Origin of the sequence: Achromobacter sp. ACM05 (assembly GCF_019218915.1) — a bacterium.
GTDB classification, from domain to species: Bacteria; Pseudomonadota; Gammaproteobacteria; order Burkholderiales; family Burkholderiaceae_B; genus Achromobacter; species Achromobacter animicus.
Genome location: NZ_JAHUWQ010000004.1, coordinates 267176 through 287299, shown reverse-complemented (window position 1 = coordinate 287299; position 20124 = coordinate 267176). Strand labels below are relative to the sequence as shown.

At 67.6% G+C, this 20124-nt stretch carries 18 protein-coding genes; 7 read left to right on the top strand and 11 right to left on the bottom strand.

Annotated features, from left to right (window positions below):
* Positions 1 to 26: 26 nt before the first annotated feature.
* From minE to KW836_RS23555, 4 genes are all read right to left on the bottom strand, one after another.
* The gene (gene minE / locus KW836_RS23570) at positions 27 to 284 is read right to left on the bottom strand and encodes a cell division topological specificity factor MinE (RefSeq protein ID WP_006217654.1); all 258 of its coding nucleotides are present in this window, start codon (positions 282 to 284) and stop codon (positions 27 to 29) included.
* Between the two features lie 3 nt (positions 285 to 287).
* On the bottom strand, positions 288 to 1103 hold the full coding sequence (gene minD, locus KW836_RS23565) for a septum site-determining protein MinD (protein ID WP_008158705.1): 816 nt from the start codon (positions 1101 to 1103) through the stop codon (positions 288 to 290).
* A gap of 142 nt (positions 1104 to 1245) precedes the next feature.
* Positions 1246 to 2190, bottom strand: a complete 945-nt coding sequence (gene minC, locus KW836_RS23560) for a septum site-determining protein MinC (protein ID WP_218344920.1) — start codon at positions 2188 to 2190, stop codon at positions 1246 to 1248.
* Positions 2191 to 2350: 160 nt separating this feature from the next.
* Positions 2351 to 4117: a glutamine--tRNA ligase/YqeY domain fusion protein gene (locus KW836_RS23555; protein WP_218344919.1), complete on the bottom strand. Its 1767-nt coding sequence runs from the start codon at positions 4115 to 4117 to the stop codon at positions 2351 to 2353.
* Positions 4118 to 4253: 136 nt separating this feature from the next.
* Here KW836_RS23555 and KW836_RS23550 point away from each other — a divergent pair, with 136 nt between their 5' ends.
* Both KW836_RS23550 and KW836_RS23545 read left to right on the top strand, forming a co-directional pair.
* Positions 4254 to 5597 (top strand): cytochrome ubiquinol oxidase subunit I, encoded by a 1344-nt coding sequence (locus KW836_RS23550; RefSeq protein WP_175137185.1) that lies wholly within the window; start codon positions 4254 to 4256, stop codon positions 5595 to 5597.
* Positions 5594 to 6649 (top strand): cytochrome d ubiquinol oxidase subunit II, encoded by a 1056-nt coding sequence (locus tag KW836_RS23545; RefSeq protein ID WP_175123204.1) that lies wholly within the window; start codon positions 5594 to 5596, stop codon positions 6647 to 6649. Before KW836_RS23550 ends, KW836_RS23545 begins: the two co-directional genes overlap by 4 nt.
* A 65-nt stretch (positions 6650 to 6714) precedes the next feature.
* Here the strand turns inward: KW836_RS23545 and recQ are convergent, their stop codons facing one another.
* Both recQ and KW836_RS23535 read right to left on the bottom strand, forming a co-directional pair.
* Complete coding sequence (gene recQ / locus KW836_RS23540; protein ID WP_175123203.1) at positions 6715 to 8544, bottom strand: DNA helicase RecQ; 1830 nt, start codon at positions 8542 to 8544, stop codon at positions 6715 to 6717.
* Positions 8545 to 8636: 92 nt separating this feature from the next.
* A complete protein-coding gene (locus KW836_RS23535) occupies positions 8637 to 9974 on the bottom strand; it encodes a fimbrial protein (protein WP_255596164.1) in 1338 nt (445 codons plus the stop codon).
* Positions 9975 to 10193: 219 nt separating this feature from the next.
* Here KW836_RS23535 and KW836_RS23530 point away from each other — a divergent pair, with 219 nt between their 5' ends.
* From KW836_RS23530 to KW836_RS23510, 5 genes are all read left to right on the top strand, one after another.
* Positions 10194 to 10895, top strand: a complete 702-nt coding sequence (locus KW836_RS23530) for a response regulator (RefSeq protein WP_008158717.1) — start codon at positions 10194 to 10196, stop codon at positions 10893 to 10895.
* Positions 10895 to 12484 carry a sensor histidine kinase KdpD gene (locus tag KW836_RS23525; RefSeq protein ID WP_218344918.1) on the top strand — a complete coding sequence of 530 codons (1590 nt, stop codon included), beginning with the start codon at positions 10895 to 10897 and terminating at the stop codon, positions 12482 to 12484. The genes KW836_RS23530 and KW836_RS23525 overlap by 1 nt, the downstream gene beginning before the upstream one ends.
* A gap of 129 nt (positions 12485 to 12613) precedes the next feature.
* Positions 12614 to 13690 carry a Holliday junction branch migration DNA helicase RuvB gene (gene ruvB / locus KW836_RS23520; RefSeq protein ID WP_175123201.1) on the top strand — a complete coding sequence of 359 codons (1077 nt, stop codon included), beginning with the start codon at positions 12614 to 12616 and terminating at the stop codon, positions 13688 to 13690.
* 103 nt (positions 13691 to 13793) lie between these two features.
* On the top strand, positions 13794 to 14759 hold the full coding sequence (locus KW836_RS23515) for a threo-3-hydroxy-L-aspartate ammonia-lyase (RefSeq protein WP_175123200.1): 966 nt from the start codon (positions 13794 to 13796) through the stop codon (positions 14757 to 14759).
* A gap of 104 nt (positions 14760 to 14863) precedes the next feature.
* A complete protein-coding gene (locus KW836_RS23510; protein ID WP_175123199.1) occupies positions 14864 to 15790 on the top strand; it encodes a complex I NDUFA9 subunit family protein in 927 nt (308 codons plus the stop codon).
* 9 nt (positions 15791 to 15799) lie between these two features.
* Here KW836_RS23510 and ruvA read toward each other — a convergent pair whose 3' ends face one another.
* The 5 genes from ruvA to dusB all read right to left on the bottom strand — a co-directional run bounded on the left by ruvA (position 15800) and on the right by dusB (position 20041).
* Positions 15800 to 16372, bottom strand: coding sequence for a Holliday junction branch migration protein RuvA (gene ruvA, locus KW836_RS23505; RefSeq protein ID WP_175137187.1), 573 nt, complete (start codon positions 16370 to 16372; stop codon positions 15800 to 15802).
* A gap of 128 nt (positions 16373 to 16500) precedes the next feature.
* Positions 16501 to 17049, bottom strand: coding sequence for a crossover junction endodeoxyribonuclease RuvC (ruvC, locus tag KW836_RS23500; protein ID WP_142050713.1), 549 nt, complete (start codon positions 17047 to 17049; stop codon positions 16501 to 16503).
* Positions 17049 to 18638, bottom strand: coding sequence for a bifunctional phosphoribosylaminoimidazolecarboxamide formyltransferase/IMP cyclohydrolase (gene purH, locus KW836_RS23495; protein WP_218344917.1), 1590 nt, complete (start codon positions 18636 to 18638; stop codon positions 17049 to 17051). Before purH ends, ruvC begins: the two co-directional genes overlap by 1 nt.
* Before the next feature lie 101 nt (positions 18639 to 18739).
* Positions 18740 to 18979 (bottom strand): helix-turn-helix domain-containing protein, encoded by a 240-nt coding sequence (locus KW836_RS23490; protein ID WP_006217670.1) that lies wholly within the window; start codon positions 18977 to 18979, stop codon positions 18740 to 18742.
* A 36-nt stretch (positions 18980 to 19015) separates the two neighbouring features.
* Positions 19016 to 20041, bottom strand: coding sequence for a tRNA dihydrouridine synthase DusB (dusB, locus tag KW836_RS23485; RefSeq protein ID WP_175184421.1), 1026 nt, complete (start codon positions 20039 to 20041; stop codon positions 19016 to 19018).
* Positions 20042 to 20124 lie beyond the last annotated feature (83 nt).

The window sequence follows — 20124 nt, the reverse complement described above, 5'->3', positions numbered from 1 at the left end:
GGCAAGGCCGGCGCACAGCAGAGACGTCACGTCTCGTTCTGCGGCATTTCGATCTTCACTTCCAACACTTCCAATGTGTCCTGGCGTTCCAGGTGCACCTTGATGTCTTCAGGATTGATCTTCACGTACTTGGAGATGACCGCGATCAGTTCCTGCTGAAGCTGCGGCAGGTAATCGGGCGAATCCCCGCGGCCACGCTCGTGGGCAAGGATGATCTGCAACCGTTCTTTGGCGACGGACGCGGAGGTCTTCTTTTGACCGAGCAGAAACGACAGGAAGGACATCGCTTACTTGCCTCCGAACAGGCGTTTCAGGAAACCCGGCTTTTCGTAGTCGGTAAAGCGCAGGGCCTTGTCTTCGCCAAGGTAACGGCTGACGACGTCCTTGTAGGCTTCCGAGACGTCGGTGTCTTTCAGGTGGATGGCCGGCAGGCCCTGGTTCGACGCCTGCAGCACGGCTTCCGATTCGGGAATCACGCCGATGAGCTTGATGCGCAGGATGTCTTCGATGTCGGTCAGCGACAGCATCTCGCCGTCGGACACGCGCTTGGGGTTGTAGCGGGTCAGCAGCAGGTATTCCTTGACCGGCTCGTCGCCCTCGACCGCGCGCTTGGACTTGGCGGCCAGGATGCCCAGGATGCGGTCCGAGTCACGCACGGACGAGACTTCCGGGTTGGTCACCACCAGCGCGTCATCCGCAAAATACGCGGCCATCAGCGCGCCGGTTTCGATGCCGGCGGGCGAATCGCAGACGATGTAGTCGAAACCCATTTCCTTCAGGTCATTGATGACCTTTTCCACGCCTTCCTGCGTCAGCGCATCCTTGTCGCGCGTTTGCGAGGCGGGCAGGATGAAAAGGTTTTCAAGCTGCTTGTCCTTGATGAGCGCTTGCTTGAGGGTCGCTTCGCCCTGGATCACATTGACGAAGTCATACACCACGCGACGCTCGCAACCCATGATGAGGTCGAGGTTGCGCAGGCCGACGTCGAAGTCGATGACAGCGGTCTTGTGGCCCCGCATCGCGAGGCCCGCGGAAAAACTGGCGCTCGTCGTGGTTTTGCCCACGCCGCCTTTGCCGGAAGTCACCACAACAATGCGTGTCATGACGATCAAACCCTTATGTTCGAATAAATCGCGTTATCGTAAAGCAAAAAGCCCGTGTAAGGCTTCTTACAGGATGTGTTGAGATTTGAGCGGGCCGCGGCCGCGCCGCCGTCTCGCAGGATGCCGCGCCCGGAGCGCGGCATCAGGCCTTCAGCGCTTCGATGCGCAGCGTGTCACCATCCAGGCGGACCAGCGCAGGCTGGTTCTGCAGCGTGCCATCGAGCTTGTCTTCGACCACGCGGTAGACGCCCGCGACGGCCAGCAATTCCGCATCCAGATGCGTCGTGAAGATGCGCGCCGACGTGTCGCCGCGCGCGCCGGCCATGGCCTTGCCGCGCAACGGGCCGTAAACGTGCACGTTGCCGTCGGCGATGACTTCGGCGCCCTGGCTGACCATGCCGATCACCACCAGATCCGTATGCCGCGCGTAGACGCGCTGGCCCGAGCGCAGCGGCCGCGTGACCACCAGCGCCGACGACGAGTGCGGGGCGGCGGCCGTCGGGCTGGGCGCGGACGTGGTGCTGCTGGCCACGCGGGCGGGCAGGGGATCGGCGTCGGCCGCGGGCTTTTCGGCCTGCGCTTCGGACTTTGCATCGGCAACGTCAGCGGCCGCCGTCTTGTCCTGCGCCGCGGTGTCGGCGGCAGACGTCTGCGCGGCAAGCGCCGACGTGTCGGTGGGTGCGGGCGCGATCTCGACGGCGGCGGCCGGCACGGACGGCACGGGCGTCGCGACGTCGTTCGGCGGCGCGGTGTCCACCACGGGGGCGGGTCGCGCGGCAGGCGTGGACAGTTCGACCGGGGTCAGGCCGGCATCGCGCGCGGCTTGCAGATTGGCGCCTTCGGCCACCACGCCGATCGGAGGCAGGTTGTGGCCGCGCAGCGACGCGACCAGCGCCGGCCAGTCGATCGTTTCCTCGACCCGGCTGGCGTCGATGACGACGGGCTCGTTTTCAAAGAAGCTGCCGGCATCCGCCATGCGCTTGGCCAGCGCTGCGTTCAGGCGTTCGGGATCGGCGCTATGCAAAACCACCCGGATGGCATACAGGGTGGCGCTCTTGAAGTCCAGGGCTAGGGATTCAGTGTTCATCTTGATTGTGGCTGGCGGTCCGGGCGGCGGAAAACGGTGCGCGCAACCGGCTGCGGGATGTCGGGGATGATAACCCGCCGGGGGCGGCCTGCGCCGGGCGCAGGGCGAAAGAAAAAGGCGCCACAAGGCGCCTTTTCCCGGTATTGCGCACGCGGGCGCGTCAGCCTTGCACCCACGAATCGCGCAGGGTCACGATGCGGTTCAGCACCGGCGCGTCGGGCGTCGAGTCCTTCAGGTCCGCCGTGAAGTAGCCCAGGCGCTCGAACTGCCAGGTCGCGCCCGGCGTGGCCACCGTGCCCGGTTCCAGCCAGGCCGTGACGGTCTGCTTGGAGTTGGGGTTCAGGCAGGCCAGGAAGTCCTTGTCGCCGCCGTCCGGACGCGGATCCGCGAACAGGCGGTCGTACAGGTGGATCTGCGCGGGCACCGCGTGCGCCGCGCTGACCCAGGTGATGTTGCCCTTGACCTTGACGCTGTCAGCGCCCGGGGTGCCGCTCTTGGTGTCCGGCAGGTATTCGGCCTGCACTTCGACGACCTCGCCGGCCTCGTTCTTGGTGAAGCCGGTGCAGCGCACGACATAGCCGTACTTCAGACGCACCGTGTTGCCCGGGAACAGGCGGAAATACTTCTTGGGCGCTTCCTCGCGGAAGTCGTCGCGTTCGATCCACAGCTCGCGCGACAGCGGGAACTCGCGCACGCCGGCTTCGGGGTCGTGCGGATTGCGCGGCGCGGTGCAGGTCTCGGTCTGGCCTTCCGGGTAGTTGGTGATGATCAGCTTGATCGGGTCCAGCACGGCCACCGAGCGGGCGGCGATGGGGTCCAGGTCGTCGCGCACGGCCTGTTCGAGCAGGCTGTAGTCGATGCGCGAATCGGACTTGGAGACGGCGGTGCGGTCGCAGAACAGGCGGATCGACGCGGGCGTGTAGCCGCGGCGGCGCAGGCCGAAAATGGTGGGCATGCGCGGGTCGTCCCAGCCGTCCACATGGCCTTCCTTCACCAGCTGCAGCAGCTTGCGCTTGCTGGTGACGACGTAGCTCAGGTTCAGGCGGGCAAATTCGTACTGGTGCGGCAGCGGCTGGGCCAGCTTGCCCAGTTCGGCCAGGCGCGTCAGGATCCAGTCGTAGAACGGGCGCTGGTCTTCGAATTCCAGCGTGCAGACGCTGTGCGTGATGCCTTCCAGCGCGTCTTCCACCGGGTGCGCCCAGCTGTACATCGGGTAGATGCACCACTGGTCGCCGGTGCGATGGTGCGTGGCGTGGCGGACGCGATACATGACCGGGTCGCGCAGGTTGATGTTGGGCGACGCCATGTTGATCTTGGCGCGCAGCACCAGGCTGCCGTCCGGATGCTTGCCGTCGCGCATTTCGCGCAGCAGCGCGATGGACTCGGCGGCCGGGCGGTTGCGCCAGGGCGAATCCGTGCCGGGTTCGGTCAGCGTGCCGCGGTTGGCGCGGATTTCTTCCGCGCTCTGTTCGTCGACGTAGGCGTGGCCGGCTTCGACCAGGGCTTCGGCAAACTCATACATATAGCCGAAGTAGTCGCTGGCGAAGTACAGGTTCTCGCGGCCGTCGGCCTTCCAGTCAAAGCCCAGCCAGTGGACGGCCTCGATGATGGCGTCGACGTATTCCTGGTCTTCTTTCTCGGGGTTGGTGTCGTCGAAACGCAGGTGACAGACGCCGCCGAAGTCGCGCGCCAGGCCGAAGTTCACGCAGATGCTCTTGGCGTGGCCGATGTGCAGGTAGCCGTTGGGCTCCGGCGGAAAACGCGTGCGGATGCGCGCCGGGTCCGCGTCTCCCTGCTGCTGCATGGCCGCCGGGCCAGGCTTGCCCGCCCAGCGCTTGCCCTGGAAGCGGTTGGCTTCGAGGTCGTCTTGGACGATGTTGAGCAGGAAGTTTGATGCGGCGGGGGTCGGCGTCGGGGCGGTGGTCATTCTTGAAAGAATAGGAAAAAGCAGCGACAAAGCGTCAATTTTGCCACGTTCCGCAGCGCGGCCATTTTTGCCACGCCTTCAACCGGTTTCGATCGGCCCCCATAGTCATGTAACTGGCTCTACACTACGGGCCATTATGGATATCTCGACCCTATCCCTGGCCCGGGCGCAGTTTGTGGCCAGCCTTAGCTTCCTGGCGCTTTTCCTAGCCGTCTCTCTGGCGCTGGCCTGGGTGCTGCTGTTCTTCAAGATCCGGGCCCGGTGGTCCAGCCACGGTGGCTGGACGGCGGCCTACCGCTTCTGGGTCCGCATCTTTGCGCTGTCCTTCGTGTTGACGCTGGCCGCCAGCGTGCCCGTCCTGATCCAGATCGGCAGCCTGTGGGCGGGCCTGATGGACAAGATCGGCAACGTGGCCGGTCCGCTGCTGGGTTACGGCATCCTGTCCGTCTTCATCCTCAAGTCCTGTTTCCTGGGCGTCATGCTGTTCGGCCAGCGCCGCGTGTCCGATGGCGCGCACACGCTGGCCGTCCTGATGGTGGCGGCCGGGCAGCTCGTCGCCGTGTTCTGGGTGCTTGCCCTGCAATCGTGGATGCAGACGCCGGACGGCGCGCTGCTGGTCGACGGCCGCTACCAGGTCTATGACTGGCACAAGGTCGTGCTCAATCCCTCGGTTGGCTGGCGCATGGCCGTGGTGATGGTCGGCGCGGCGTTGGCCGCCTCGTTCCTCATGATGGGCGTGACCGCGCTGCAGGCGTTGCGGCGGCCGCTGGGCGAGGGCGAGCGCAGCGCGTTCAAGACGGCGCTGGTGGTGGCCGTGGTGGCCGCGTTCCTGCAGGTGCCCGTGGCGACCGGCGCGGGTCAGATGATGGCAAAGCTGCAACCGGCCAAGGCCGCGGCCGCGGCGGGCTTCTGGGAAAGCGGCCCCGTGCCGCAACTGGTGCTGTTCGGCTGGCCCGACGCGCGCGGGCACGTCAACGAAGGCGACCTCACGATCAATAACGCCGGCGGCATGTGGCTGCATCGCAATGCGGACGGCACCTACCAGGGCCTGGACAAATATTCGGGCATGCTGCCGCCGGTGGCGCTGACCTTCTGGTCGCTGCGCGTGGCCGTCGGCCTGGGACTGCTGATGCTGGCCGTGGCGTGCGTGACCTTCCTGTGGACGTTCCGGCGCGGCATGGACCCGTCGGTCCTGCCGCCTTGGTGGCAGCGGGTCCTGTGCGGCATGATGTTCTCCGGCGGCATCGCCGTGGTGGCCGGCTGGTGGGTCTCCATCATCGGGCTGCAGCCTTTTGTCGTGAACGGCACCGTTACGCAGTCCGAGGTCCTGGGTTCCGTGCCCTCCAGCACCGTGCTGTACGGGCTGGCCGGCTACGGACTGCTGTACGCGCTGCTGCTGGCCGCGTTCGCCGGCATGCTGTTCCATGCGGCGCGCTACGGCGTCGTGCCTGTGCGCAAGCTGAGCGGAGGTGCGCCATGATCGCCATGCTGGCTGCGTCGCAAGGCCTGAGCCCCGACGATCCTTCGTTCTGGATGCCGCTCGCCTTCATGGCGCTGCTGTTTGTCGTGATTGCCGCGGGCATGGTCCTGGACGGCTTCGACCTCGGCGTGGGCATCCTGCTGCAGATCGCGCCGGAACACGAGCGCGGGCGCATGATGAGCCTGCTCAGCCCGTGGCGCGACGCCAACGAGTTCTGGCTGCTGCTGGGCATGGGGCTGTTTGCGGCGGCGTTCCCGTTCGCCTGGGGCGCCGTGCTGGGCAAACTTTATGGGCCGCTGACGTTCATGGTGCTGGGCGTGGTGCTGCGCAGCGTCGCCTTCGAATTCCGCATCCGCGCCCGTAACGAAATGAAGCCGCGCTGGATCTTCGCATTCTGGATCGGCTCGGTCATCACCGCGTTCGGCCAGGGCACGCTGCTTGGCCGCATCGCCACGGGCTACCAGTCCGACGCGGGTTATGGCTGGTTTGCGATGTTCGTGGGCCTGTGTGCGGTGGCCGCGTACGTGTTGCTGGGCGCGTCGTGGCTGGTCATGCGTGTCGAGGGCGACCTGCAGCGCCGCGCGGCCAACTGGGCGCGCCACGCCATCCGCTGGACCGCCGTGGGCATGGTGTCGATCGCGGTCACGCTGGGCCTGGCCAACGCCGGCATCTTCTACAAGTGGAGCAACATTGCCCACCTGAGCCTTGCGGCGTCGGTGTGGGTGCTGATGCTGGCCGGCTTCGTGGCCGCGGAAATGCTGCTGGCGCGGCTGCCGGGCCGCGCCGACCGCTTCAGCTGGCTGCCTTTCGTGCTGACGGTGGCGCTGTTTCTGCTGATGCTGAGCGGACTGGCGTACAGCCTGTTCCCGTACCTGATCCTGGACGACATGACGCTGTGGGACGGCGCGGGCGCGCTAGGCTCGATGCGGCTCGTGATGGCGGGCGCCGTCGTGGGGATTCCGGTGGTGCTGGTGTTCAACATCCTGGCGTACCGGTCGGTCTTCGGCAAGGAGCGCCGCCCCGTGCCGCTGCTGCCGCCGCCGTCGTACTAAGCGATTCAAGGCGGGGCGGATTGCCGGACCGGCATTCCGCCCGGGCTTCTGGTGCTGTCCGGGCGCTACAGCACCGGCCGCGCCACCCGCTGCAGGATTTCTTCGCCGTAGGCTTCCAGCTTGCGGGCCCCCACGCCGTTGATGTGGCTCAGTTCGTCCATGGACTCGGGCTGCGCCAGCGCGATCTCGCGCAGCGTGGCGTCGTGGAAGATCACGTAGGCAGGCACGCCGTGGCTCTTGGCGACTTCGCCGCGCCAGGCGCGCAGTGCCTCGAACACGGGCTGCAGTTCGGCCGGCAGGTCGATCGCCGCCGCCTTGGGCCGTCCGCTGCCCGTCTTGCCGGAACGCGGCTTCTTTTCGGATTCGCGCCGCAGCATGAGCTGGTGCTCGCCCTTGAGCACCGCGCGGCTGCCTTCGGTCAGGGCCAGCGTGCCGAAGCCTTCGTTGTCCACGGTCAGCAGGCCCTGCGCCAACAGTTGGCGCAGCACACCGCGCCACGCGGTGTCGGAGAGGTCGGCGCCCACGCCGAACACGCTGAGCGACTCGTGGCCATGCTGCTTGGTGCGGTCGGTGACCTTGCCGCGCAGGATGTCGATAATGTGGCCGGCGCCGTAGCGCTGGCCGCGTTCTTTCCAGAGCCGGTACACGGCTGACAGCACTTTCTGCGCCGCCACCGTGCCGTCCCACGCCTGCGGCGGATCCAGACAGACGTCGCAATTGCCGCAGGCGGTGATCTGCTGCCCAAAGTAAGCCAGCAGCCGCACGCGCCGGCATTCCACCGTTTCGCACAGGCCCAGCATGGCGTCGAGCTGCTGGCCCAGGCGCCGGCGATAGGATTCGTCGCCGGGCGATTCGTCGATCATGCGGCGCTGCTGCACCACGTCTTGCAGGCCATAGGCCAGCCACGCCGTGGCGGGCAGGCCATCGCGGCCGGCGCGGCCGGTTTCCTGGTAGTAGCCTTCGACGGACTTGGGCAGGTCGATGTGGGCCACGAAGCGCACGTCGGGCTTGTCGATGCCCATGCCGAACGCAATGGTGGCAACCATGACCACGCCGTCCTCGCGCAGGAAACGGGACTGGTTTGCCGCCCGGATCTGGGGGCTGAGGCCCGCGTGGTACGGCATCGCATCGATGCCCTGATTGCACAGGAATTCGGCCGTTTCTTCGACCCGGGCGCGCGACAGGCAGTACACCACGCCGGATTCGCCTTCGTGCTCGGTGCGGATCATGTCCAGCAACTGCTTGCGCACCTCGTTCTTTTCGACGATGCGGTAGCGGATGTTGGGACGGTCGAAGCTCGAGACGAAATGGCGCGCTTCATCCAGGGACAGGCGCTGCGCGATCTCGGTGCGGGTGACGGCGGTGGCGGTGGCCGTGAGCGCGATGCGCGGCACGTCGGGCCAGCGCTCGTGGAGCATGGACAGGCCCAGGTATTCGGGCCGGAAGTCATGACCCCATTGCGACACGCAGTGCGCTTCGTCGATGGCGAACAGGGCGATGCGGCCGCGGTCCAGCAATTGCAGGCAGCGGTCGGTCAGCAGGCGTTCGGGGGCGACGTAGAGCAGGTCGAGCTCGCCATCCAGAAAAGCCTGTTCAACTTCGCGCGCCACCCGCCAATCCTGCGTGGAATTCAGGAACGCCGCGCGCACGCCCAGTTCGGTCAGCGCGTCGACCTGGTCCTGCATCAGCGCGATCAGGGGCGACACGACGATGCCGGTGCCTTCGCGCACCAGCGAGGGGATCTGGTAGCAGAGCGACTTGCCGCCGCCCGTGGGCATGAGAACGAGCGCGTCGCCGCCGCCGATCACCTGTTCGACAATGGCTTGCTGGTCGCCGCGGAAGGATTCGTAACCGAAAACGCGCTGCAACACGCCTAGGGCGCGCGCGTCAGACATGGGGGTAGGCCGGAAGCATCATGGCAGCGATTTTAAGCCCCAAATCCCGGCCGCCCGTTCCGGAGGGAGATTTTGGCCACGCTATCCGGCACTTACCAGCTGAGCCAGGTGCCGCGCATGAAGGTGTCGACCGGCATGCTCAGGTTGGCGCGCCAGCCGTAGTCGCCCGTCACGATGTCGCGGTCGGCGCCGACGGCCAGCTTGACCTTCGGAGCGACGAACATGCTGTGGGACAGGCCCACGCGCTGTTCGGCCAGCACGGAGCCTTCGCGCAGCCCGGAATACGTACCGCTCAGCGTGCCCCAGCCGGACAACGGGACGCCCGCCGATACGGTATTGCGCGTCTGGGCCGTGGACGCGACGCCGTCGGAATAGGTGGACAGGTCGCCGTAGCCCGCACCGATCTGCTCGTTGGTGTAGCCCAGCGTCACCGTGTCGGCCACGTCGATGCTGTAGCCGAAGCGGTAGCGGTAGCCGCTGGCCGCATCGAAGGTGCTTTGCGTGGCGCCGGCCCGGAAGGTGCCGAATTCGCCGGCGTTGTACGTGGTGCCCACGCCGCGGGTGGTCAGGGATGGGGCGCTCTGCATCTGGCCTTCGACCGTCACCACGGGCGTCAGCCCGTAGCGCACGCTGCCGCTGCCGACGGACGCGCCGTAGTCCACGGCCCCGGACTTGGCGGCCGGGTCCATCAGGTTCAGTTTGCCCACCGATGACGAGTAGCCGAAGCTGCCCTCGGGCAACGTGGCGCCGCTGCCGCCCCAGTTGGCGATCTGCAGTCCGCCCACCGGCGCGCCGCTGCCCCACGCGGGCGCATTCGGATTGACATTGCCCACGGTGAGGGAAGGGCCGACGGTGTTGTTGTAGACCCAGTTGCGGCTGCCGCCATAGCGCAGGCCATCCAGTCCGCCGACGGACGAGAACCAGGGACGCGAGGGGCGCGAAACCCCGGAAATCACCACCACGGGTATTTTCGGGAGATCGCCGTCTTCCAGAGCAAACGAGTAATCGGGCGGGATGTCGACGGCGGAAGCCGGCGTTGCCAGGGGATCGCAGGACAGCGGGACCGTCGGCGCGTTGCCCGTCAGGCCCATGCCGGTGCCGGGGATGAAGCCTTCGGCAGGGTCGTCAGCGCCATCGCGCACCGTGGTGTCCATGCCGGGTTCCGTCGCGTGCAGGTCGCACGGCGTCGGGTCCAGCGGCACGGCCCGATCTTCCAGCGACGGGGCGGGGCGCACCGGCAGCGATTGAACCGGCGAGAGCACGCCGATGCCGCGCGCCACGCGCGTGACGTCGCCCGCCGGGGGCGGCGTCCAAGTAAAAGGGGACACGTCGGGCTCGTCACCAAAAGCGGGCGCCAGCGGCCAGGCCAGGCCCGCCGTCAGCGCCGCGTGCAACAGCCCTCTGCGCCAGGGGTTAGCTGTGGCGGCCATGGGGACAGTGTAGGGAGCACCCTGCCGGGCATCTGTAAACGATCTTTAGGAAAGTCCACGAAGGGCGGCAGGCGAAGCGACATTCTAGGGCCAGTTCGGGGGCGAGGGGACCCCCGTTGCAAAAAGCCCGACACATCATCCGTACATCGTGCAACGGGTATATTTCAGATGATTTCCCGCCCCTTGCGGGCGACGGCGACGCGCCGCACTATGACGCCCATGGACAATTCCCACACCAAGCTGCTGGTCGTCGACGACGATCCGGCGCTGCGCCAATTGCTGGCCGACTACCTGAACCGGCATGGCTACGACACTTTGCTTGCCCCGGACGCGACCGACCTTTCCTCGCGCATTACCCGTTACGCGCCCGATCTGCTGGTGCTCGACCGCATGCTGCCCGGCGGCGACGGCGCCGATGCCTGCCGCCGCCTGCGCGAGCAGGGCGAGGACATTCCCGTCATCCTGCTGACCGCGCGCGACGAAGCCGTGGACCGCATCATCGGCCTGGAGGCCGGCGCTGACGACTACGTCGGCAAGCCCTTCGATCCCCGCGAACTGCTGGCCCGCATCGAGGCCGTGCTGCGCCGCAAGCGCGGCCCGTCCGCGCTCACCAAGGACGCGCCGGTCTCGTTCGGCCCATTCGTGTTCGATCCGTCCACGCGTCAGCTGTCCCGCGACGGCACCGTCGTCAAGCTGACGGGCGGCGAGATCAACCTGCTTGAAGCCCTGGTGCGCAACGCCGGCAAGCCGCTGTCGCGCGAACGCCTGCTGGCGCTGGCCCGCGACGACGACGCCGGCGAACGCAACGACCGCGCGATCGACATCGCAATCCTGCGCCTGCGCCGCGTCATCGAAGACGATCCCAAGCAGCCGCGCTGGATTCAGACCGTCTGGGGCATCGGCTACCGGTTCTCGCCCTGATGCGCTTTTCCCCCGGCATTCTGGTGCCCCGCTCGCTGCGGGCACGGCTGATCCTGCTGATCCTGGGATCCGTCCTGCTGACGCAGGCCGCCACGTTAGTGACTGTGTCGTACTTCCGGCACAAGTTCATGGAAGACGTGGCCATCGGCTACATCGTCACCACCATCCGCACGCTGCGGGCCGCCGTGTCCCAGGTGCCGGCCGAAGACCGCGCCGATTTTGTGCGGGCCGCGTCGCAGAACCAGTGGCGGTTGTGGTCGCGTGTGCTGCCCGCCGAAGCCAAGCTGCAGCGTTTCAACGGCCGCCGTCCGCCACCGCCACGCGCCGCGCCGCGCCCGCCGCCTCCGCCGCCGTCGTCCTCCCAGGATGCCCAATTTCACGGGCCGCCGCCGCCCCCGCCGCCCGAAGTCCGCGACGACGAGCGCGACACGCACGCCGCCCAGGCCGACGGGCGCGGCGACGCGCAGCGCACCGGCGATGGCGCCCGCGACCGCGAGGAGTCCAACCGCCGCTACAAGCCCGAGCCCGACGACATCCGCCGCGATCTGCGCGTGCTGGTCCAGCAGCTCAACGAACGCCTGAACGACGGCACGCGCGTGGCGTTGTCGCGCGGCCCCACGCCGGAAATCTTCATTTCGCTGGCGCCCAACCCGGCCACCGAAGACGCACCGCGGCTGCGCGAGTGGCTGGTCATTCCGCTGGAACGGCTGGACCCGCCCGTGGCCACGCCCTTCATCGCCGCCTGGCTTGGTGGTCTGGGCCTCCTGCTGCTCCTGGCCGTGGGCTTTTCGTGGCACATCACGCGGCCGATCACCCGCCTTGCCGATGCCGCGGACCAGTTGGCCGCCGGCCAGCCGCAACGCGTGGAGCCCTCGGGGCCGCATGAAACCCGCGTGCTGGGCGAACGCTTCAACGCCATGCTGGACGCGTTGTCCGAGTCCGACTCGGTGCGGCGCACGCTGCTTTCCGGCCTGCCGCATGACTTGAAGGGGCCGCTGTCGCGCATGTGGCTGCGCGTTGAAATGGCCGATGATTCCACGCTGAAGGAAGGCCTGCGCACCGACCTGCGCGACATGCAGCACATGGTGGATCAGTTCATCGGCTTCGTGCGCGGCACCGATCCGGCGGCCTACCGCTATGCGCCCATCGTGCTGGCCGAATGGCTGACCGAGCGCGTGGGCGCCTGGCAGGGCGCCGGCACCGCGATCGGCCTGGACACCGCCCAGGATGCCAGCGGGGCGGTGGTGCAGGCCGACGCCGTGGCGTTGGGCCGTCTGCTGGACAACCTGATCGGCAACGCGCTGAACCACGGCGCGCCGCCGGTGGACATCGCGCTGCGCCGCGAAGAAGGGCACGCGGTGCTGGACGTGGCCGACCATGGACCGGGCATCGTGCCCGAACGCCGCCTGGAAGCCTTGCGGCCGTTCAGCCGGCTGGACGACGCGCGCACCCGCACGGGCAGCGTGGGCCTGGGCCTGGCCCTGGCCGAGGCCATCGCGCGGGCGCACGGCGGATCGCTCGAACTGCGCGAGGCCGAATCCGGCGGCCTGTGCGTGCGCGTGCGTCTGCCGCTGTCGCAGGCCGCCTGACCGCAGGCCGCCTGATCGCAGGCCGCCTGATCGCAGGCCGCCTGCCCGGCGTGTCCTCGGGGCGGCCCCAGGGCGGGCCGGGCTACGGTACGATTCATCCTGCTTCGTCCTCTGCCCGTACCCCGCACCATGGCCATCCAGTCCGATTCGCTTTCCTCCCGTCCCGACGCCCCTCGCATCGTGGCGCCGCAGCCGGTGTCGCCCAACGAGGAGTCGATCGAACGCGCGTTGCGGCCCAAGGCGTTACAGGAGTACGTCGGGCAGCAGCGCGCCCGCGAACAGCTCGAGATCTTCATCGCCGCGGCCAAAAAGCGCGGCGAGGCTCTGGATCACGTCCTGCTCTTCGGCCCGCCGGGCCTGGGCAAGACCACGCTCGCGCACATCATCGCCCACGAAATGGGCGTGCAGTTGCGCCAGACTTCAGGCCCGGTCCTCGAACGCCCGGGCGACCTGGCCGCGCTGCTGACCAACCTGGAAAAGAACGACGTCCTCTTCATCGACGAAATCCATCGCCTGTCGCCCGTCGTCGAGGAAATCCTCTACCCGGCGCTGGAAGACTTCCAGATCGACATCCTGATCGGCGAAGGCCCGGCCGCGCGCAGCGTGAAGCTGGATCTGCAGCCCTTCACGCTGGTAGGCGCCACGACGCGCGCCGGCATGCTGACCAATCCGCTGCGCGACCGCTTCGGCATCGTCTCGCGGCTCGAGTTCTACAACGCTGCCGATCTCGGCCACATCGTGACGCGCAGCGCGGGCTTGTTGAACGCCGTCATCACGCCGGACGGCGCAGCCGAGGTGGCGCGGCGCGCGCGCGGCACGCCGCGTATCGCCAACCGTCTGCTGCGCCGGGTGCGCGACTACGCCGAGGTCAAGGCGGGCGGCACGATCGACGCCGACGTCGCGGGCCGCGCGCTTGCCATGCTGGAAGTCGATCCGCAAGGGCTGGACCTGATGGACAGGAAGCTGCTCGAAGCCATCGTCCACAAGTTCGATGGCGGCCCGGTCGGCGTGGACAGCCTGGCCGCGGCCATCGGCGAAGAGCGCGACACGATCGAGGACGTCATCGAGCCGTATCTCATCCAGCACGGCTACCTGCAACGCACGCCGCGCGGGCGCACCGCCACGCTGACCACCTGGCGCCACCTTGGCCTGGCGCCGCCTGCGGGCACCGCCACCGGCGGCAGCGGCGACCTCTTCGGCAAATAATCCGCGCCACGCGCCGTCATGCCAACGGGCGGCGCGCAAACCGCGCGACGGGTTTATGATCCGAGGGTTTCGTTTCCCCCTCGCGATCTAAGGACCTTATTCCATGCAGCCCGAATTGCCCTCCTATGATGACGTCGTGCGCGCCAGCGAGCGCCTGGCCGGCAACGCACACCGCACGCCCGTCCTGACCTCGGCCACCGCCGATGCCATCGCCGGCGCGTCGCTGTTCTTCAAGTGCGAGAATTTCCAGCGCATGGGCGCGTTCAAGTTCCGGGGCGGCTACAACGCCATCGCGCGCCTCACGCCCGAGCAGCGTGCCGCCGGCGTGGTGACGTTCTCGTCGGGCAATCACGCGCAGGCCATCGCGCTGGCCTCGAAGCTGCAAGGCGTTCAGGCCACGATCATCATGCCGCTGGACGCGCCCGCGGCCAAGCGCGCGGCCACGGAAGGCTACGGCGGCAAGATCGTCACGTACGACCGCTACACCGAAGACCGCGAGACCATCGCCCGCCGCATCCAGGCCGAAACCGGCGCCACGCTGATCCCGCCGTACGACCACGAGGACGTGATCGCGGGGCAGGGCACCGCCGCCAAGGAGCTGTTCGAGGAAGTCGGCGAACTGGACTACCTGTTCGTGTGCCTGGGCGGCGGCGGCCTGCTGTCGGGCTCGGCCCTGTCCGCCTTCGCGCTCAGCCCCCGCTGCCTGGTGTACGGCGTGGAGCCCGAAGCCGGCAACGACGGGCAGCAGTCCTTGCGCAAGGGTGAAATTGTCCGAATCCCCGCGCCCAAGACGCTGGCCGATGGCGCCGCCACCACGCACCTGGGCAACATCACGTTCCCCCTCATCCAGAAGTACGTGCGCGACATCGTCACGGTGACGGATGAACAGCTCGTCACGACGATGAAGTTCTTTGCCGAGCGCATGAAGATGGTCGTGGAACCCACGGGCTGCCTGGCCGCGGCGGCCGTCATGCAGAACGTGGTGCCGGTGCGCGGGGCCCGGGTCGGCGTCATCATCAGCGGCGGCAACGTCGACCTTCCGGCCTACGCCCGGCTGCTGGCGGGCTGACGCGCATCAAGCGGCGCGCGCGGCGTGCGCCCTGCGCGCGCTTGCGCCTGCCGACCTGGCAAGGCAGAATCGAACCTCGATCCTGACGAACCGGAGGCTACGCCATGCGTATCCTTGTCATTGGCGGCACGGGCTTCATCGGCCGCCACTTGGTAGCACGGCTTTGCGCGGACCCGCATCAGATCGTCGTGCCCACGCGGCTCATTGCACGCGGACGCGACCTGCAATTACTTCCCACCGTCACGCTGCTTCAGGCGGACATCCATGATGACGCCGCGCTCGACGGCATGGTCCGGGGCTGCGATGCCGTCGTGAATCTGGTGGGCATCCTGCATGGCAATCTGGGCCGGCCATATGGGTCGGACTTCGCGCGGGCCCACGTGCATCTGCCGCAGCGCATTGCGCAGGCCTGCGTGCGCCACGGCGTGCGTCGCCTGCTGCACGTCAGCGCGCTGGGCGCCGATTCCAGCGGCGACAGCATGTACCAGCGCTCCAAGGGCGACGGCGAGGCCGCCATCAAGGCGGCCTACCAAGACCGCGGCGATATCGGCTGGACCATCTTCCGCCCGTCGGTACTATTCGGCCCCGACGACAACTTCACCAATATGTTCGCGTCGCTGGCGCGCTGGCTGCCGGTATTGCCGCTGGCTGGCGCCAACGCGCGCATGCAGCCCATCTATGTGGGCGACGTGGTGACCGCCATGACCACGGCGCTGGCCGACTCGCATACCTGCGGCAAGACCTACGAACTGGGTGGACCGCAGGTCTACACGCTGGGCGAGATCGCGCGGCTGTGCGCCGCCTGGAGCGGCCATCCCCGTCCCGTCATCAGCATCCCGATGGGGGTGGGGCGCATGCAGGCCCGGCTGTTCGAATGCATGCCGGGCACGCCGCTGATGTCGCGCGACAATCTGGATTCCCTGCGCCGCGACAACGTCTGCGGCGGGCCGATCGCCCCCGAGCTGCATGTGGTGCCCACGGGGCTGGAAGCCGTGGCGCCGCGCTACCTGCAGCACGGCAAGACGGCCTAGCGCGATTACTCAGCGCACCAGCGCCTTCAGCGCCTGCTTGATGCCGTCGGACACGCCCACGCCCTCGGGCAGCGTCTTCAGGGCCGACAGCGATTCCTTCTCGGAGTAGCCCAGCGCCAGCAGGGCATTCAGGATGTCGGACTGGTTGTCGTGCGTGACGTGCGCCGCGGCGCCGATGTCCGCGCCCAGCTTGCCGCGCATCTCCAGCAGCAGGCGTTCCGCGGTCTTCTTGCCGATGCCCGGCACGCGGGTCAGACGGCCCGACTCCTGCAGCGTGATGGCCTGCGCCAGATCCGCGACCGACAAACCCGACAGCACCGACAGCGCGGTTCGCGCCCCGATCCCGCTGACCTTGATGAGCTCGCGGAACGCGCTGCGCTCGCCTGCCGAGGCAAAGCCATACAGGATGTGCGCGTCTTCGCGCACGGTCAGGTGCGTGTAGAGCGTGACGCGCGCGCCCGTGTCGGGCAGCGAATACAGCGTGCTCATGGGCACGTCGATGTCGTACCCGATGCCGCCCACGTCCACGCAGATCGTGGGGGGCAGTTTTTCGATCAGGGTTCCGGTGATTCTTCCGATCATGGTGAGAGGCCTGGCAATGGTGGAGCCGCGCAATGCGCGGCAGATGCGGGGATTCTATACGTGCGGGCGCGCGAGCGGGCGGGGCCGCGTAGGCGTGATGTGACGCAGCGAAAAAGGGAAAGCGGGGATCAGCCGATCAGCCGGCCGTTGCGGATGCGGGTCTTGCCGCCCATGCGCAGCGCGCTGCCCAGGCGTTCCAGCTTGTCCTGCAGCGGACCCACGTGCGCGTGGCAGATCGCGCAGGCCAGCGCGTCGGCCGAGTCGGGGGCGGGCACGCCGTCCAGCGCCAAGAGATGCTGCACCATCATCTGCACCTGCTCTTTCGCCGCGCGGCCGGTGCCGACCACGGCTTTCTTGATCTGCAGGGCGGTGTATTCGTGCACGTCGAGCGAACTGTCGGCCAGCGCGCACAGCGCCGCGCCGCGCGCCTGCCCGAGCAGCAGGGTGGAAGCGGGATTGGTGTTCAGGAAGACGATTTCCAGCGCGGCCACGTCGGGTTGCGTGTCGCGGGCCACCTGGCGCAGATTGTCCAGGATGACCTTCAGGCGTTCGGACAGCGTCAGCGCCGGCGGGACCACGATGGTCCCGCTGGCCACGTAACGCAGCCGCGAGCCTTCGGCATCGATCACACCGAAGCCGGTGCGGCGCAGGCCGGGATCGATGCCGAGGACGCGCATCAGTGGCGGAAGTGGCGGGTGCCGGTCAGCACCATGGCGATGCCGTGCTCGTCGGCGGCGGCGATGACTTCGTCATCGCGCACGCTGCCGCCCGGCTGGATCACGCAGGTCGCCCCCGCCGCCACCACGACGTCCAGGCCGTCGCGGAACGGGAAGAACGCGTCGGACGCCACGGCCGAGCCCTTCAAGGTCAGGCCGGCGTTTTCCGCCTTGATCGAGGCGATGCGGGCCGAGTCGATGCGGCTCATCTGGCCGGCGCCCACGCCCAGCGTCATGCCGCCGCCCACGAACACGATGGCGTTGGACTTGACGTACTTGGCGACCTTCCAGGCGAACGACAGGTCGTTCATTTCCTGTTCGGTGGGCTGGCGCTTGGTGACGACCTTCAGGGCGTCACGCGGCACGTTGTAGGCGTCCGGCGTCTGCACCAGCCAGCCGCCGCCCACGCGCTTGATGTCGAAGGCGTTCTGGCCCGTGCCCATCGGCACTTCCAGCACGCGCACGTTCTTCTTGGCGGCCAGGATGGCCAGCGCGGCGCCGTCGTAGGCCGGGGCCAGCAGCACTTCCAGGAATTGCGCGCTGACGGCTTCGGCGGTCGCGGCGTCAACCGGGCGGTTGAAGGCGATGATGCCGCCAAAGGCCGACGTCGGATCGGTCTTGAAGGCTTGCTGGTACGCGCCCAGCGTGTCGGTGGCAACGGCCACGCCGCACGGATTGGCGTGTTTGACGATGACGCAGGCGGGCGCCTCGAAGCTGCGCGCGCATTCCCACGCCGCGTCGGCGTCGGCGATGTTGTTGTAGGACAGTTCCTTGCCCTGCAACTGGCGGTAGTTGCCCAGCAGGCCCGCCGGACGCTGCGCGTCCACATAGAAGGCGGCGCTTTGATGCGGGTTTTCGCCGTAGCGCAGGGCCTGTTCCTGCTTGACCTGCAGCGTCAGCGTGCCGGGCCATTCGTTGCGGGCGGGCACGGCTTCCTGCACGGGTTCGGCTTCGGTCAGGCTGGTCAGGTAGGCGGCGATGGCGCCGTCATACGAGGCCGTGTGGGCGTAGACCTTGGCGGCCAGCGCCAGGCGCAGGCCGTAGGAGGTCGAGCCGCCCTTGTCCATTTCGGCCAGGACGCGCGAGTAGTCGACCGGGTCGATCACGACGGTCACGCCGCCGGCTTCGGTGCCGTGGTTCTTGGCGGCAGCGCGCAGCATGGCGGGGCCGCCGATGTCGATGTTCTCGACGGCGTCGGCAAACGTGCAGTCGGGCTTGGCGACCGTCTCGCGGAACGGATACAGGTTGACCACCAGAATGTCGATGCGATCGATGCCAGCCGCCTTGATCGTGTCCATGTGCTCGGCGCTGTCGCGGCGGGCCAGCAGGCCGCCGTGGATCTTCGGGTGCAGCGTCTTCACGCGGCCGTCCAGGATCTCGGGCGAGCCGGTGTGGGCGGCCACTTCGGTGACGGTCAGGCCGGAATCGGCAAGCAGCTTGGCGGTGCCGCCGGTCGACAGCAGGCGCACGCCACGCGCGGCCAGGGCGCGGGCAAATTCAACGATGCCGGTCTTGTCGGACACCGAAAGCAGGGCGGTTTCGATTTTCATGATGGGACGGAGTGGGGCGGGGACGCCTTTCTCGTTCTGGTCGGATGGGAAATCTGGAGGGGGCGGCGGCGCCAAGCATGCGCCGCCCGCGCGGGGGAAAGCTAAACCTGGATATTGTGCGCCAGCAACTTCTTGCGCAGGGTGTTGCGGGTGATGCCCAGCATCTCGGACGCCCGGGACTGGTTGCCGCCCGACCGCTCCAACGCTACTTCAAGCACCGGGCGCTCCACGCAGCGCATGACCATGTCCCACATATCGTGGGGCTCGGACTCGCCCAAGTCTTCGAAATAGCGCTCCAGGCTGGCGCGCACGCATTCTTCCAGGACATCTTTCTTGCTCATTTGAGTACAGATATTTTTATGTTGGTGTTTAGGCGGTCATGCCGCCAATAGGGCTTCTGCGGCCGGCGCCGGGGTAGGGGCGCCGTCGCGTGATAGCGTGTCGAACCAGTCCGCCACCGCCCGCCATTGGTCGCGGGTGTTGTCGATCAGGTTCATGCCGGCGCAGAACGAATCCGCGCCCGGCAGGCCGTCCACATACCAGCCTATGTGCTTGCGCGCGGTGCGTACGCCGGTGTGCTCGCCATAGAAACGGTAGTGGTCGTCGAGATGTTCGAGCAGCAGCTCGCGCATTTCCCTATAAGAGGGAGGGGCCAGTGTTTCGCCCGTGCGCAGGTAGTGGTCGATTTCGCGGAAGATCCACGGACGGCCCTGGGCCGCCCGGCCAATCATGACCGCATCGGCGCCAGTGTAATCCAGGACATGCCGCGCTTTGGCGGGCGAGTCGATATCTCCGTTCGCAATCACGGGGATGCCGATTTCGGCCTTGACGGCGCGGATGGTGTCATATTCCGCCTCGCCCGTATAGAGGTCGGCCCGCGTGCGGCCGTGCAGCGTGAGGGCGGCAATGCCGGCGTTTTCGGCCAGCTTCGCGACGCGCAATGCATTGCGGCTGTTGCGATCCCACCCGGTGCGGGTCTTCAGGGTGACGGGCACGCCAAGTGGCGCGCAGGCGGCGACCACCGCGTCCAGGATGCGGACGATCAGGTCTTCATGGCGCAACAGCGCCGATCCCGACGCCACATTGCACACCTTCTTGACCGGACATCCCATGTTGATGTCGATGATCCGGGCGCCCTTGTTGGCGTTGAAGACGGCCGCCTCGGCCATCATGGCGGGGTCCGCCCCGGCGATCTGCACGGAAATCGGGGCGATCTCGCCATCGTGGTTCAGGCGGCGCGACGTCTTGACGCTGTCCCAGAGTTTCGGGTTGCTGGCGGCCATCTCGGACACCGCGTAACCCGCCCCCAGCTTCTTGCAAAGCTGGCGGAAAGGACGATCCGTCACGCCCGCCATGGGCGCGACAAGAACGTTGTTGGGGAGGGTCCACTGGCCTATGCGCATGCTCACATTTTAACCGGCTCGATCGAACCCCCATTTTTGGGGCGCGAGGGCCTGGTAACAAACAGGGAATAAAAGAGGGCGAT

Bases quoted from the DNA above. Each gene is read 5' to 3' on its own strand.
- minE (WP_006217654.1), bottom strand. From the start codon at position 284: ATGTCCTTCCTGTCGTTTCTGCTCGGTCAAAAGAAGACCTCCGCGTCC.
- minD (WP_008158705.1), bottom strand. From the start codon at position 1,103: ATGACACGCATTGTTGTGGTGACTTCCGGCAAAGGCGGCGTGGGCAAA.
- minC (WP_218344920.1), bottom strand. From the start codon at position 2,190: ATGAACACTGAATCCCTAGCCCTGGACTTCAAGAGCGCCACCCTGTAT.
- KW836_RS23555 (WP_218344919.1), bottom strand. From the start codon at position 4,117: ATGACCACCGCCCCGACGCCGACCCCCGCCGCATCAAACTTCCTGCTC.
- KW836_RS23550 (WP_175137185.1), top strand. From the start codon at position 4,254: ATGGATATCTCGACCCTATCCCTGGCCCGGGCGCAGTTTGTGGCCAGC.
- KW836_RS23545 (WP_175123204.1), top strand. From the start codon at position 5,594: ATGATCGCCATGCTGGCTGCGTCGCAAGGCCTGAGCCCCGACGATCCT.
- recQ (WP_175123203.1), bottom strand. From the start codon at position 8,544: ATGTCTGACGCGCGCGCCCTAGGCGTGTTGCAGCGCGTTTTCGGTTAC.
- KW836_RS23535 (WP_255596164.1), bottom strand. From the start codon at position 9,974: ATGGCCGCCACAGCTAACCCCTGGCGCAGAGGGCTGTTGCACGCGGCG.
- KW836_RS23530 (WP_008158717.1), top strand. From the start codon at position 10,194: ATGGACAATTCCCACACCAAGCTGCTGGTCGTCGACGACGATCCGGCG.
- KW836_RS23525 (WP_218344918.1), top strand. From the start codon at position 10,895: ATGCGCTTTTCCCCCGGCATTCTGGTGCCCCGCTCGCTGCGGGCACGG.
- ruvB (WP_175123201.1), top strand. From the start codon at position 12,614: ATGGCCATCCAGTCCGATTCGCTTTCCTCCCGTCCCGACGCCCCTCGC.
- KW836_RS23515 (WP_175123200.1), top strand. From the start codon at position 13,794: ATGCAGCCCGAATTGCCCTCCTATGATGACGTCGTGCGCGCCAGCGAG.
- KW836_RS23510 (WP_175123199.1), top strand. From the start codon at position 14,864: ATGCGTATCCTTGTCATTGGCGGCACGGGCTTCATCGGCCGCCACTTG.
- ruvA (WP_175137187.1), bottom strand. From the start codon at position 16,372: ATGATCGGAAGAATCACCGGAACCCTGATCGAAAAACTGCCCCCCACG.
- ruvC (WP_142050713.1), bottom strand. From the start codon at position 17,049: ATGCGCGTCCTCGGCATCGATCCCGGCCTGCGCCGCACCGGCTTCGGT.
- purH (WP_218344917.1), bottom strand. From the start codon at position 18,638: ATGAAAATCGAAACCGCCCTGCTTTCGGTGTCCGACAAGACCGGCATC.
- KW836_RS23490 (WP_006217670.1), bottom strand. From the start codon at position 18,979: ATGAGCAAGAAAGATGTCCTGGAAGAATGCGTGCGCGCCAGCCTGGAG.
- dusB (WP_175184421.1), bottom strand. From the start codon at position 20,041: ATGCGCATAGGCCAGTGGACCCTCCCCAACAACGTTCTTGTCGCGCCC.